Here is a 13,283-nt window from a genome sequence, read left to right as displayed (position 1 = left end):
ATGATGCAGCTCCACGCTCTTCGCTACAAGGAAGCAGCCATTGCACGCACAGGAGCTGGCAGCACGAAGTGCATATTCTCCCCTGCTCCGGCAACCGTATCGAGATCAGTAAAACCGAGCTGCTGCAGATGTTCAATAACACCCTGCACCAGTGAATCAGGTACCGAAGCACCAGAAGAAATACCAACAGCCTCAGCGTTAGCAAACCACGAGTCATCGAGCTCAGAAGCATCATCCACGCGATGAGCACGCGTCGTGTCACCAAGTGCGGAAGCAGCGACTTCCATCAGGCGCACCGAGTTCGACGAATTTGCCGAGCCAACAATAACCATAACGTCAACGTGCTCAGCCACGAGTTTGACTGCAGCCTGACGGTTCGACGTTGCATAGCAAATATCGGAGCTTGCTGGTTCTTCAATCCATGGGAACTGCTGCTTCAATGCCGCGATAGTATCGGCAGTCTCGTCAATGCTCAGTGTAGTTTGCGTTAGCAGAGCAAGCTTTTGCGATTCATCGAAGTGCAGCTTTGGCACATCGTCCACATGCTCAATCAGATGCACATGCTCAGGAGCCTCGCCTACAACGCCAACTGCTTCATCGTGGCCCTTGTGACCGATGTAGACGATTTCATAGCCTTGCTTGACGAAGCGCTGCACCTCACGATGGACCTTGCCCACCAGAGGACACGTGGCATCAATAATATTCAGGCCACGACGCTTGGCTTCAGCTTGCACAGTTGGCGATACGCCATGTGCAGAAAATACAACGGGAATACCTGCTTGTGCGGCTGCATCAGGAATTTCTGCAAGCTCTTCAACGAATACTGCACCCTGATCAGCAAGTTCTTGCACTACGTGCTTATTGTGCACAATCTGACGTCGCACATAAACAGGCGGTAATCCATCCGGACGAGGCGTATGGGCTGTTTTCAGGATCGTTTGTACGGTCACGATGGCTCGATCAACTCCTGCGCAGAATCCGCGCGGATCAGCGAGCACAATACGCTTTGCCATATATCCAGGCCTTTCCTCGACGTTCATGAGACGTCTCTTGACAAAATTGCGTTTCAAGCTTAGCTAAACATCTTGATGCATGGAAGGGGTTCACCCATTACACTATGAGATTGATACCGTTCACATAACACAATGGAGTGAAATGACTACAGTACAAACACCACGAACAGGACAGCAGTTTTCGATTCACTATGGCGACTACGAAGCCGTTATTACCGAGCTTGGTGCCGCACTGCGTGTGTTGAAGTATCAAGGCAAAGATGTTGTTGTTCCAACCGACGCTAATGAGCTCGCCAACTGCTGCCAAGGCCAGATTCTGGTCCCATTCCCTAACCGTATTGAAGGTGGCACCTACGAGTTCAATGGCAAGCAATACGATCTGCCAATTGATGAACACGAGCGTAATAACGCCATCCACGGTTATGGATACCGCGCCTATTGGAAGCTTGTTGCACTGACCGAGTCTGCTGTTGATCTGACGTGGCGTATGCCAAACCTTGAAGGCTACCCATTCGATATCACCGTTGTTGCCTCGTATGAGCTCAAGGCTGATGGCCTGCACTTGACGATTAAGGTCACGAATAACGATACGAAGCCAGCTCCATGGGCTCTGGCTATTCATCCTTGGCTTGCCAATGGCATTACGAACTATGGCGATGCTATTGATGCCGATAACGCTCAGTGCACGCTGCAAATTCCTGCTGCAACGCACGTTACCGTCAATGAGAACCTGATTCCAACGGGTACTGAAGCAGTAGATGGCACGAAGTATGACTTCCGCGAGGGCCTGCAGCTCACGCAACAGCCATATGATGATGCACTTACTGATGTTGAGCACGATGCCGATGGCTGGACGACGGCACTGTTCACGCGTACTGATGGCTTGGTGACTCGTGTTGCTGGCGATAAGACGATTACGAGCTTCCAGGTGTGCACGGGTACGGGCTTCCCTGCTGAGAAGCATCCTGCTGGTGTTGCTGTGGAGCCTCAGACGGCTTATGCCAATGCCTTTAATACAAAGAAGGATCTGATTGAGCTGGCTGCTGGTCAAAGCAGCGAAACTCATCTGCAAATTGGTATTGTAGAAGGCGCACGCTGACCTCAGCAGATGAAACGTCTCGTTATTGTGCGATAATCCGTTGAGGCTTGTAGAAATCGTTCAACCAAAGGAGACCATCATGGGTATGCGTGGCCGTAAGCGCAAGGATCGCCGCAAGAAGAATGCTAACCACGGTAAGCGTCCAAACGCCTGAGTTGCATTCGCTGTAAAAAGCTAGTCTTTGCTACAAAGGGCTCGAACCAATCGGTTCGAGCCCTTTGTCTATATATGCCCAGCAATGCTCACTCACATTGCCAGTTTTTAGTACTGCGTTATGCTGCACCCCATTTGCAGATCGAACTCAGTGCTCAATATGACGATGAATAATCGTCGTATGCATGTGATTGCCATGCGTTACCTGCGTCACTTGCGTAATATGCGTCACGCTTGAAGCGACACGCCGTTCTTCGCAGCAGCGATCCAGCGTGTGCTGAATGCGCTCATACAGGCATGCTGGTGCTACTTCTGGACGCAGAATATCGCGCATGCGTTCAATAAGATGTGCTTCCATCGCATCACAACAGGATGCGTCGAAACACGCATTATCGTCACAGACGACGTCGAGCTGATCATCCTCTGCATTCATTTCTTCGAGTTCTTCGCTCATATCCGTTTCAGATGAACCGTTCTGCAAAGCGTGCATTTCAATTACGTCAGCAAGGAATTGCGGCTGAGCATTGGTTTGCTCGTTGATGGACATGGTGTTGTCGCTCATTACTCTGCTTCTCCCTTTGCCTTTTTGCCATAGCCACGTTCACGCGCATATTGTGCAAGCTCTTGCTTCAGCTGCGTACGAGCACGGTTCAGACGGCTCATCACCGTACCGATTTTGACACCCTGCTCCTCGGCAACCTGCTTATATGGCTTGCCATCAATAGCAGCGTCAATAAAAACTTGACGGCGCTCTGGTGGCAGATTATTTAATGCCTTCATAATCTCTTCAGGTGCAAAAGCGTCAAGATATTCCTGTTCTGCAGATTTCAGCTCTGAGGGAGCATGACCTGCTGCCGCATAAATATCCCAATCGTCGTATTCACCCGTGGCATCATTCGCACGCTGTGGGCGGCGCTTTGCCTTGGCATACTGGTTGAAGAATGCGTTCTTTTCAATCGTCGTCATCCATGCTTCAAAGTTCGAGCCTGGACGGAATGAGTCAAATGCCTTAAAGCCACGTTCGAACGTGTCTTGCACAAGATCCTGTGCGTCTTCGGCATTATTCGTAAATTTCATAGCCTGGCGATACAACGCGTCAACGGCTGGAAGAGCTAGCGCTTCAAAGCGTGCGCGTCGCTGAGCTTCTGATTCCACAAGGTCCGTTCCGGTGCCTGAGGCAGGAGCTGCGATCGCAGTACCCGTTGACGTAAGCGCATCCGACGGCGTCACGTCGGTATGCGAGTCGCCAGCAATGTTCTGCTGGGAAGTCTGGTCTGTATTCACAGAACTCAATATTAGTGAACGAAACTGTACATTAGCTGCACGCAATATCATGGCTTGCAGAGAACTGCACAAAAAACGGCGAGCTGAGTCAAACGCAAGGCGACGCCACACTGTGCTGTCGTCGGGCTAGAATGCCCAAGACAGGACTTTGGACGAAAAGGGATGAATTAGATGGCTTTGAGTCTCGAATCTGCGGCGTCATTACTGTTCGAGCATGGCTTGCTGCGTGAAATTATTACGCGAGATGGATGGACGCTGAATCCTGCCGATGTGGCAGATTCACAGAAGCAGTTTGCGGGGTTGACGTATTCCACGAAGGAAGTTCGTCAAGGCTCAATGCTCGTGTGCAAGGGTAATTTCAAGCCTCAGTATCTCAATGGTGTTGATGAGGCTGGTCTTGCTGCGTATGTGGCTACTGAAGATTTCAGTGAGTACACGGCTGCTCCTGGCTTAATTGTTAATAACGCTTCGCAGGCACTGAGCCTGCTGGCTGCTGCCTACTATGACTATCCGCAGGATGAGCTGACGGTTATTGGTATTACGGGCACAAAGGGTAAGACGACAACGGCTTACTTTACGCAGGCTATGTTGAACGCATTGTCGGGCGGCAAGTGCGCGCTGTTCTCGTCGGCTGAGAACTGCGTGGATGGCAAGCATTATGTGGAGTCGGATCTGACGACGCCTGAGTCGCTTGACTCGTTCCGTATGATGCGTCAGGCTCGCGATAACGGTATGGAATATCTGGTTATGGAAGTTTCCAGCCAGGCATACAAGGTGAATCGCGTCTACGGTTTGCATTTCGATGTGGCCGGCTTCTTGAATATCTCGCCTGATCACGTCTCCCCTATTGAGCATCCAACGTTTGAGGATTATCTGTACTGCAAGCGTCAGATTATTGCGAATACTTCCGCTCTCGTGCTCGGCGCCGAGTGTGATCACGTTCGTCTGCTGCTGCAGGACGCTCACTTAAACGATGTTCCAGTTACGTTGTTCGGCACTGAAGATTCCACGCTTCCGGATGACGGTCAGACAACGCCGCTTGGTTTGATTACTGTTGGCGCCGCTGACGAACGTCATGAGAATTTTGATATTACGATTTTTGGCGATGCGCGCGGCAGTATTTCGCTGGCCATGGATGGCGACTTTAACTATCTGAACGCTGCCGCTGCAATTGCATTAATTGAAGCTGCTGGTGTGCCATTTGATACCGAAGTTGCGATTCCTGCTCTTGAGCAGGTTCGTATTACGGGCCGCATGGAAGAGCTTAAGGATTCGCAATCGAATACTTATGCGATTGTTGACTATGCACACAATGGCATTTCAGTGAAGTCGTTGCTTGATTTCGTTGATATGCGTTGGGGTAAGCAAGATCCTGTGATTACGCTGGTCACCGGTTCTGCTGGTGGTAAGGCGTTGGATCGTCGTCAAGAGATGGTTGAGGCTGCTCAGCATCGTATTGACGAGTTTATTTTCACGTCTGATGACCCAGATAGGGAATCTCCACAAGATATTTGCGAAGCTATGGCCTCGTATATTACCGATGTGAATGTGAATAGCACTATTATTCTTGATCGTGCTGAGGCTATTGAGACAGCAATTCAGCAGGCTCGTGATGATAAGTCTGGTCGATTGCATGTTATTCTAGCGCTCGGTAAAGGTGAAGAGCGCTGGATTAAAGTGCAGGGACGCCATGTTGAGTATGAAGGCGATGCTCAGCTCGTAACACGGTTGTTCCAACAGCACTGATAGCTCATACAAGGAGAAACTCATGATGATTATTGAGCGCGTACCTGCTGCCACTATGGAGCAGGAAGCGCAGAACTTAGGCCTTGATTTGCCAATTGAGCAAACGGCCGTATGGGCTGATTACCAGTCGGAAGTTCCAGGACGTACGCCTTGGGGCTCGCTGCTCGTGCGCGATAGCGAACAAGAAGGCAAGATTGTTGCTGTTATTTCGCTGATTCGCATGGATACGCATGGTTATTCGTATTTGCGTGCTGGCCATGGTCCAGTGTGGCAGGAGAAGCCAACTCAGCAGCAGGAACAGCAGTTCATTGATGCACTCGTGAAGTTTGTGCGCACGAATGACCGTCATATTGCATTCCTGCGTATTGATACGTGGTATGACCATGCCAATGTCAAGCCAGTGCTGTCAACAGTGCCATACAGCGAAACTGTAGTTGTGGATCTGACCGGTACTGAAGATGACATTCTGTCTCGTATGAAGAAGCGCGGCCGTCGCGATGTGCGTAAGGCTATGCGTGAAAGCCCTGCTGAGATTCAGAATGAAACGGCTCAGGCTCTGGCTGATTTCACTGAGTACTACAAGGTTATGGTCGATACGGCTCAGCGTGATGGCTTCGCCCCTGCTCCTATGAGCGATTACATTGATATGCTCACGAAGCTTGGCAAGAATGCACGTCTCTATGCTGCTCGCGTCAATGGCGAAGTGCATGGTTGGACGATTATTACGACGCATGGTAAGTCTGCTGTGTACTACTACGCTTGCATGGCTTCTGATGCTCGTGGTGAGTTCATTCCAGATAAGATGCTGCTGCACGCCATGCTTGATCTGAACTCTGAAGGCTTCACGAAGTTCGATCTGATGGGCATTGGTAATGACTTTGCTCCTTCGCTAAAGTCGCTCAATGGCTTCAAGACGAAGTTCGCTAAGGATACGACGGTGGTTGCAGCTGGTCATGATATTCCACTGCACAAGTGCCTGTACAGCATGCTTACGATGATGAAGAGCGTTCGTGACAAGCTGCGCTCATTGAAGCATCACGAGAAGTAAAAATACAGCTAATAGTTGAGCCCCAGCAAGCGTAACAACTTGCTGGGGCTCAACTTTTCAACAGCTTTCAGGGCTCCAGACTCAGCACAACTCACTATGCTGAGCCCAGTCTCCTACTCTGAATCCGACTCAGTGCTCCGATTCCGTACCGTCGTCAAGCAGCGAATCGAGTTGATCGTCATCGGCACGCAGATCTGGGCCGAGCAGAATCGACTTAATATCGGTGGCATCGAAATCTGGGTTAGCGTCGGTTTCGAAATCGAGCTCGGCAGCATCCTCAAGCTCAGGATCTTCTTCCTTGCGAGGCAGTGGATCGACACCCGTCTGATGTGCACGCTGCTCAACGGTCATCTTGAGCTCAGGATTCACCGTTTCCTTAAGCAGCATACGAGCGTCGCCAGCCGTCACGAAACTACCGCAGATCAGCACGCCGTGACCGTAGCCCACGCCCACCTCATCTTCAGCGTCCACACGGTTCACGGCTTCCTGAATTGCACTTGGCAGATCAGCGATAGCCGTCACACGAGACTCACCGAACACGCGGTTTGCAATTTTCTCGATGTCTTCAACTGGCATCACGCGATCGCGCCACGAATTCTCAGTGACAATAACTTCGGACAGCAGTGGCTCGAGCACGCCCAGGTACTCCTCCACCTGCTTATCCTTCATCATGCCAACAACGCCAACAACCTGCTTGAAGTCGTAATTCTCTTCAATAGCTGCGCGCACTGCTTCTGCCGAGTTGACATTGTGGCCGCCATCCAAAATAATCGTTGGCGAATTACGAATCTGCTCAATACGACCAGGGATCTTCACGCCACCCAGCGCTTCAGCAACCAGATCACCATCAAGTGGTCCGTTGACTGGAATAACAACTTCTGCTGCACACAGTGCTGCGAGCGCATTATGAGCCTGATGTTCACCGAACATAGCAACTGGAACGTCTTCATACGTGCCATTTGGTGTACGCAATGTAACAAGCTGGCCGCCGACTGCTGGCATACGGCGTACGACTTCGGATTCTTCTCCATCGCGCACCAAGTGGGCATGCATTTGTGCTGCAGCCTGCTCAATAATTGGCATAACTTCCATCTCGTGAGGCTGCTTGTTAATAACAGCCGTGCACGATTCCTTAATAATGCCAACCTTTTCTTCAGCGATCTGCTCAACCGTGTCACCAAGCCATGCCATGTGATCCATATCGATTGGGCCAAGTACTGCTGCATCAGCGTCGAGCACGTTCGTGGCATCCCAACGGCCACCCATGCCAACTTCCACAATGGCAACATCCACTGGTTCGTCAGCGAACTTCCAAATAGCCATTGCCGTCAGCACTTCGAAGAAGCTCATACGAGGTGAACCTTCTTGGTCCATCTTCATATCAACGAGTGCAACGAAGTCCTTGACCTGGTTCCACAGTTCCACGAAATCTTGTTTGGAAATGCGCTGACCATCGATAGCAATGCGCTCGGTTACGCTCTCAAGATGTGGTGAGGTGTACAGGCCGGTGCGCAGACCATAGGCGCGGCAAATAGCTTCAGCCATACGAGCCGTGGAGCCCTTACCATTCGTACCCGTCACATGAATAACGCGGAACGAATGCTCAGGATTGCCGAACAAGTCGAGAATCATGCGCATACGCTTGAGATCAAGATTCGTAGTATTGCGTTCGCTTGGACGCGACATAATGCTGAGTTCAACAGCCCTGTAGGCTGCTTCAATACGCTGATCTTCTGATTCGTTTGCTTGCTCAAAGTGCTGTGCTGAAACCATGAACGACCTTTCTGGATTCATTGCCGTAATACGAGCCCGCTCTATTCTAGAGTTGTGTCTACCCTCGCCGTGAACGGGGGTATCTTCGCTCATGCTTATTACGATGGAGTTTAGTTTCCTAATGAGCACGCATGCCTATGCGCTAAGCCGATCCATACGTGCCCACTGGATTGTTCACAAAGGAGCACAATGGCTGAAGTCATCACAGCACAAGATAAAGAATATGAGGCCCGCGAACAGGCCATGGCCCCAGGCGAGGACCAGGATATGGCAGATCGTGTTAACAATCGTTCGTTGAGCCCACGTTCTGCAAAGTTCGTTGAGTTCATGTCTACCGGTTGGGACGATAACGAGCCAACGATTGAACGTTATGAGTCCGCATCGTATACGCCTGCTCGCCTGGCTAAGCTGGGCGCTGCATTCCCTGGCGAGCGCCTTGTGATTCCTGCAGGTCAGCCAAAGGTTCGTAACAACGACTGCGATTACAAGTTCCGTCCAGATTCTGCATTCATTTACTACACGGGCTTGGGTCAGGATTATGAAGCTGGTTCGGTGCTCGTGCTGAACCCTGTGGATCCAGACAGCAAGGAAGCTGCTGACGGTCAGACGCACAAGGCTGAGCTGTTTGTGGCTCCTCGTGCTAACCACTACACGACTGACTTCTTCCAGGATGCTCACTATGGCGAGTACTGGGTTGGTCCACGCGCAGGTCTGAAGGAAATGGCCGCTATGACGTGCCTTGAGACGCATGATATCGCTCAGCTCAAGGACGCTCTTGGCAAGGATGGCGTGCAACTGCGCGTTATTGAAAAGACTGATCCTGAAGTCACTGAGCTCGTGGATCAGGTGCGTGCCATGAATGGTTACGATGATAAGCCAACGAACACGGCTCACGATAACAAGCTGCTGGAATTCGCTTCTGAGCAGCGTAAGTGCAAGGATGCTTACGAAGTTCAGGAGATTCGTAAGGCTGTGGCTGCTACGAAGCATGGCTTCGATAACATTCTGCGTCGTCTGCCTTCTGTGCTCGATAAGCCTCGTTCGGAGCGCATGCTTGAGGGTGCATTCAACGCTATTTCTCGTGAAGAAGGCAATGAGGTCGGCTACGACACGATTATTGCTTCTGGCGTGCACGCTCCAATTCTGCACTGGGAGCGCAATACGGGTGTTGTTGGCGGTTCTGAGCTGCTGCTGATTGATGCTGGCGTGGAAGTCGATAGCCTGTACACGGCTGACATTACGCGTACGTTCCCAACGAATGGTAAGTTCACGGACTTCCAGAAGCGTCTGTACCAGGCAGTGCTGGATTCGCAGCAGGCTGGTTTCGAAGCCGCTAAGGTTGGCGCAACATACTCCGATATTCACCATGCATGCATGCGCGTTATTGCTGAGCGCCTGCACGAGTGGGGCATTCTGCCAGTTGATGTGGAAGAGTCGCTTTCCCCTGAAGGTCAGCAGCACCGTCGTTGGCTTGCTTGCGGTGTGGCTCACCACCTGGGTCTTGATGTGCATGATTGCGCACAGGCTCGTTATGAGTCGTACCAGGGTGCTCCTATTGAGCCTGGCATGGTGTTTACGATTGAGCCTGGCCTCTACTTCCGTGAGGATGATCTGATGATCCCTGAGGAGTACCGCGGCATTGGTATTCGTATTGAGGACGATGTGCTGATGACCGAGGACGGTCCTGAATGGATCTCCGCTGGTATTCCAAAGCAGATCGACGATGTTGAGGCTTGGATGGCTCAGATGGCTGCTGAAGCTCGCTGATAGCTTGAAATCGTTAGCCGGTAGCGAGATGCGCATGTCGTCAAATTTGCCGGTTTTACGATAACAACTACACGAGCTCACATAAAGAATGGTTCTTTATTCTTTATGTTTGCCAACTCAATTCGTTTTATGAGGCACGCTGTTGACCTAGCAGCGTGCCTCACATTATTGGAAGGAAAGGTTGATGGCGCGCACAGTTGCAATTCTTGGCGCTGCAGGACGTATTGCTAAGCTTGCCGAACCGATTCTGCTCGCGCAAGGACTTGATTTAGTGCTGTACGCACGCCATCCCCAGCGCATCAATAGTGATGTTCGTAAGAGCAGCCATGTGCACGTTGTACAAGGCGAAGCTATGGAAACCGGCAAGCTTGCTGAAGCTGTTGAAGATGCTTCTGTAGTTTATGCCAATTTCACGGGAGGCACAGGTCACGATCGCCCAAGCATTGTGGATCAGGCTGAATCCGTTGTTGATGCTATGAAATCACCAAAGCATAAGCGTTTGGTTTGGGTTTCTTCATTAGGTATTTACGATGAGATTCCTGGCATGTATGGCCAGTGGAATCGTGCCACACTCGGTCACATTCTTGTTGAATATGCCGAGGCAGCAAAAGTAATTGAAGATAGTCATCTTGACTATACGATTATCCGACCGGCATGGGTCAGCGATACTGATGAAGTGACTTACGAAATTACGGATAGTAAGGCCCCAACTCAGGCGACGGAAGTGCCACAGCTGTCGGTGGCCAATATTGTGTCGGAAATTATGAACGGCACATTCGAACTGCAAAGCTGATTGCTGTTGAAGCCTCACTGTTGTTGAAACCTCACTGCTCTTGTCGGTGAGGTTTTGTTTTATGCTGGGACGTATGCGTATTGTTTTGCAGAAAGTTTCACAGGCCCACGTTGATGTTGTTGACGAGCAAACCGGTGAAGTTGATCAATCATTTACGCCACAGCATATTGATACGGGTTATATGCTGCTGGTCGCAGTCAAAGACACTGATGGTGAAGCTGAAGTAAATTGGCTCGCTAAGAAAATTGCGCATCTTCGTGTTTTTGAAGATGCGCAAGGCAAAATGAATACGTCGTTAACCGATGTACACGGCCAAGTATTATCGATTTCTCAATTCACACTGTATGGCAATGTGCGTAAGGGAAATCGACCAAGCTTTATTGAAGCAGGCTCTCCTGCTCATGCTGAGCAAATCTGGCATGACTTCAACCACGCATTGGCCGCATATGGATTTGATGTGTTTGAGGGCCGTTTCGGTGCTCATATGCGAGTTTCGTTAACCAATGATGGCCCAGTAACGATTTTGTTTGATACCGAAACCGATATGCCGAAGAAGAGTCACTGATAGCGGGTTACCCGAGCATAACCCAAATCGTGATCAATAACCCAATCGTACATATGTAATTTGCCGTCCGGCGTTCTTGACATAGCATATGCATTAATCCAAGTGAAAGCGAAATCTGCATTAGTGCCTGCTGCTGAGATATGCTCTCCCTCACCGTCAATGCTCGTGGTTTCAGATAGTTGAACATTACAGTATTTATTGTTGGGATTGAGATCATAGGTGTAATCAAAATTTATGGTGCTGCCGTAATCAGTTTCCAACGAGACCGAGCAGGCACGGGAATCTTCATCGCATATTACTGGCCCTACTGATGTCGAGATCATACGCGCTGGATGCATAATCAGCTGCGTACCATGTCGATCTTCCTCGCAAGGATTATCGACCGGCTTGGTAATTGCCTGAGCCGGCATTGCGCATGACAGACTCACCATAATTGCTGAAGCTGCCATAGCAACTCTGAAACACCAATGTCGATTTGTCATCTGAGTTCATCCCATCCACTGCCAGCATCGCTATGCGATGAGCAGTTCCTGGCCTATAAGTAAGAGTCACCACAATGACTATCTTCTTATTAAGCGAGTTCTTATTAAGCGGTTTACGCAGAAGGTTGTCACGACGCTAACGTCATCGTGACAACCTTTGGAAAGGCTTCCAGCATCCTTAAGGTTGGACGGAAAATACATCCTGTCTACCAAGGACTCCGTATTATGTTAGAAATCTCAGGTCGTTAAATCTGATTTTGTCCAAATGCTATATCAATACGTAAGCACCGTCCTGATACCTAATCTGCCAGGTAATCTTCTGTAAATCCCTACCATGACGAACAGTTGCAGAAAAATCAATGCCACTGTGCTGTTCTACAAAGGTGTATCCAATGATTCGAATCTCTTCTCCCTCAGCAGGATTCTCGGTGTACACGAGCACTTTATTCTTAATAACAGCTTGGCCTGATTGTATTTCCGCCTTGAATGGGAAGCTGATTTGAGAACCGCGTGGAGTCTCTAACTGCGCGGTGCAGGACAGATTCTTATCACAGTCGATCCTGCTTTTTGATAGATCATTCGCAACAGCCTGAACCACTGTGCCATTAGTAGTCAAATTCGTTGGTGCAGCCTGTGCAGGGGCTACCATGGTGGTGCTTAGGAGTACTGCTGACGCGGTAACGGCAATTTTCGAAAGCATAGAGTTCATTTTCATAATGCGCCTCCTCATATGATGTGGGCATAATATGAGGCTGCTTCTTTGCCAGTAATTCTGTATATCATGGCGAAGAAGCAGCCATCTTTAGCAAAATTACAAAACGAAAAAAGGAATTACGACTCGAGAGCATTGACAACATATTTATTGCCGTCATACGTAATAGCCCAGTTGTAGCACTCCCCTTCATGCCCCTTCTGGATGGCAGTTGCCGAAACCTTAATCGTGCTCCTCTGATCTGTGATCTGATAACCAGTCACTTGTACTGCTTCGTGCACTTTGTGATTGTAATAAATCTTGAAGTGAAGAGTCCTTGACTGGATTACCGGAGCCCCTTCTTTATTAATGTGGTAACCGAATTTGAACCTTATCTTCGTTTCGGCATTCGTCTTCAGTGTCACCACGCAAGTGTGATGGGAAAAGAATTGATCGCAATCGATTGGTTCCTTAAAGAAATTATTAGTATCTGATACCAGTACATTATCTGTATCAGTTGGAACCATAGTTGTCTCTGCTTGTGCAGGAACAACCATAGCTGTACTCAGCATCATTGCGGACGCAGCCATTGCCACCCCGGACAATACCTTAGTTTTATTCATAGTGTTGGCCTCCTCTGAGACTCTCATATGCCAACCTGTATCTGTAACTCGATGCGGGAATGCTACATCGAAAAAGCAGATCAGTGAGCATTGTTAAGAGTTCTCGACCGTATTACTTATGGCTCATCAAGCTTCTGGACTTTGATGGCCTAGTAATAAGTTTGGCACAGCCTTTTAGCAATCACAAATTCAACGAGTATTCACTGAGATCAGATTGACAGAACGTATCTCTATGTGCTTGAAAAT

General features: G+C 49.6%; 14 protein-coding genes. 7 read left to right on the top strand and 7 right to left on the bottom strand.

What is annotated here, in order from left to right; translation table 11 throughout:
- Positions 1–23: 23 nt before the first annotated feature.
- Positions 24–1,013 (bottom strand): 4-hydroxy-3-methylbut-2-enyl diphosphate reductase, encoded by a 990-nt coding sequence (locus tag D2E26_RS01425; protein ID WP_125962919.1) that lies wholly within the window; start codon positions 1,011–1,013, stop codon positions 24–26.
- 142 nt (positions 1,014–1,155) lie between these two features.
- Here D2E26_RS01425 and D2E26_RS01420 point away from each other — a divergent pair, with 142 nt between their 5' ends.
- Positions 1,156–2,112: an aldose 1-epimerase family protein gene (locus D2E26_RS01420; protein ID WP_125962918.1), complete on the top strand. Its 957-nt coding sequence runs from the start codon at positions 1,156–1,158 to the stop codon at positions 2,110–2,112.
- A 79-nt stretch (positions 2,113–2,191) separates the two neighbouring features.
- Positions 2,192–2,266, top strand: coding sequence for a 50S ribosomal protein bL37 (locus tag D2E26_RS07635; protein ID WP_420897196.1), 75 nt, complete (start codon positions 2,192–2,194; stop codon positions 2,264–2,266).
- 147 nt (positions 2,267–2,413) lie between these two features.
- Here the strand turns inward: D2E26_RS07635 and D2E26_RS01415 are convergent, their stop codons facing one another.
- Together D2E26_RS01415 and D2E26_RS01410 are read right to left on the bottom strand one after the other, a co-directional pair.
- Entirely contained in the window at positions 2,414–2,827 is a 414-nt protein-coding gene (locus tag D2E26_RS01415) for a hypothetical protein (protein ID WP_125962917.1), read from the bottom strand.
- Positions 2,827–3,456: a sigma-70 family RNA polymerase sigma factor gene (locus D2E26_RS01410; protein WP_125963365.1), complete on the bottom strand. Its 630-nt coding sequence runs from the start codon at positions 3,454–3,456 to the stop codon at positions 2,827–2,829. Before D2E26_RS01410 ends, D2E26_RS01415 begins: the two co-directional genes overlap by 1 nt.
- A gap of 264 nt (positions 3,457–3,720) precedes the next feature.
- Here D2E26_RS01410 and D2E26_RS01405 point away from each other — a divergent pair, with 264 nt between their 5' ends.
- Positions 3,721–5,295 (top strand): UDP-N-acetylmuramoyl-L-alanyl-D-glutamate--2,6-diaminopimelate ligase, encoded by a 1,575-nt coding sequence (locus D2E26_RS01405; RefSeq protein WP_125962916.1) that lies wholly within the window; start codon positions 3,721–3,723, stop codon positions 5,293–5,295.
- Between the two features lie 22 nt (positions 5,296–5,317).
- Positions 5,318–6,343 (top strand): lipid II:glycine glycyltransferase FemX, encoded by a 1,026-nt coding sequence (locus tag D2E26_RS01400; RefSeq protein ID WP_125962915.1) that lies wholly within the window; start codon positions 5,318–5,320, stop codon positions 6,341–6,343.
- A gap of 129 nt (positions 6,344–6,472) precedes the next feature.
- Here the strand turns inward: D2E26_RS01400 and D2E26_RS01395 are convergent, their stop codons facing one another.
- Positions 6,473–8,029 carry a bifunctional folylpolyglutamate synthase/dihydrofolate synthase gene (locus D2E26_RS01395; protein ID WP_241218855.1) on the bottom strand — a complete coding sequence of 519 codons (1,557 nt, stop codon included), beginning with the start codon at positions 8,027–8,029 and terminating at the stop codon, positions 6,473–6,475.
- Between the two features lie 276 nt (positions 8,030–8,305).
- On the opposite strand from D2E26_RS01395, the gene D2E26_RS01390 reads away from it, so the two are divergent.
- The 3 genes from D2E26_RS01390 to dtd all read left to right on the top strand — a co-directional run bounded on the left by D2E26_RS01390 (position 8,306) and on the right by dtd (position 11,241).
- The gene (locus D2E26_RS01390; RefSeq protein ID WP_125962913.1) at positions 8,306–9,883 is read left to right on the top strand and encodes an aminopeptidase P family protein; all 1,578 of its coding nucleotides are present in this window, start codon (positions 8,306–8,308) and stop codon (positions 9,881–9,883) included.
- A 184-nt stretch (positions 9,884–10,067) separates the two neighbouring features.
- Positions 10,068–10,676: an NAD(P)H-binding protein gene (locus tag D2E26_RS01385; protein WP_241218820.1), complete on the top strand. Its 609-nt coding sequence runs from the start codon at positions 10,068–10,070 to the stop codon at positions 10,674–10,676.
- A 73-nt stretch (positions 10,677–10,749) separates the two neighbouring features.
- Positions 10,750–11,241, top strand: coding sequence for a D-aminoacyl-tRNA deacylase (gene dtd, locus D2E26_RS01380; protein WP_125963364.1), 492 nt, complete (start codon positions 10,750–10,752; stop codon positions 11,239–11,241).
- On the opposite strand, the gene D2E26_RS01375 is transcribed toward dtd, so the two are convergent.
- The 3 genes from D2E26_RS01375 to D2E26_RS01365 all read right to left on the bottom strand — a co-directional run bounded on the left by D2E26_RS01375 (position 11,235) and on the right by D2E26_RS01365 (position 13,037).
- Complete coding sequence (locus D2E26_RS01375; protein ID WP_125962911.1) at positions 11,235–11,690, bottom strand: hypothetical protein; 456 nt, start codon at positions 11,688–11,690, stop codon at positions 11,235–11,237. The two genes, dtd and D2E26_RS01375, sit on opposite strands and share 7 nt — an antisense overlap.
- A gap of 301 nt (positions 11,691–11,991) precedes the next feature.
- Positions 11,992–12,438, bottom strand: coding sequence for a hypothetical protein (locus D2E26_RS01370; RefSeq protein ID WP_125962910.1), 447 nt, complete (start codon positions 12,436–12,438; stop codon positions 11,992–11,994).
- Between the two features lie 116 nt (positions 12,439–12,554).
- Complete coding sequence (locus D2E26_RS01365) at positions 12,555–13,037, bottom strand: hypothetical protein (protein ID WP_125962909.1); 483 nt, start codon at positions 13,035–13,037, stop codon at positions 12,555–12,557.
- Between the last annotated feature and the right edge of the window lie 246 nt (positions 13,038–13,283).

Origin of the sequence: Bifidobacterium dolichotidis (assembly GCF_003951975.1) — a bacterium.
In the GTDB taxonomy this organism is placed as follows: domain Bacteria; phylum Actinomycetota; class Actinomycetes; order Actinomycetales; family Bifidobacteriaceae; genus Bifidobacterium; species Bifidobacterium dolichotidis.
Note: the sequence above shows the minus strand (reverse complement) of the source record. Positions and strands in the feature narration are given on the sequence as shown.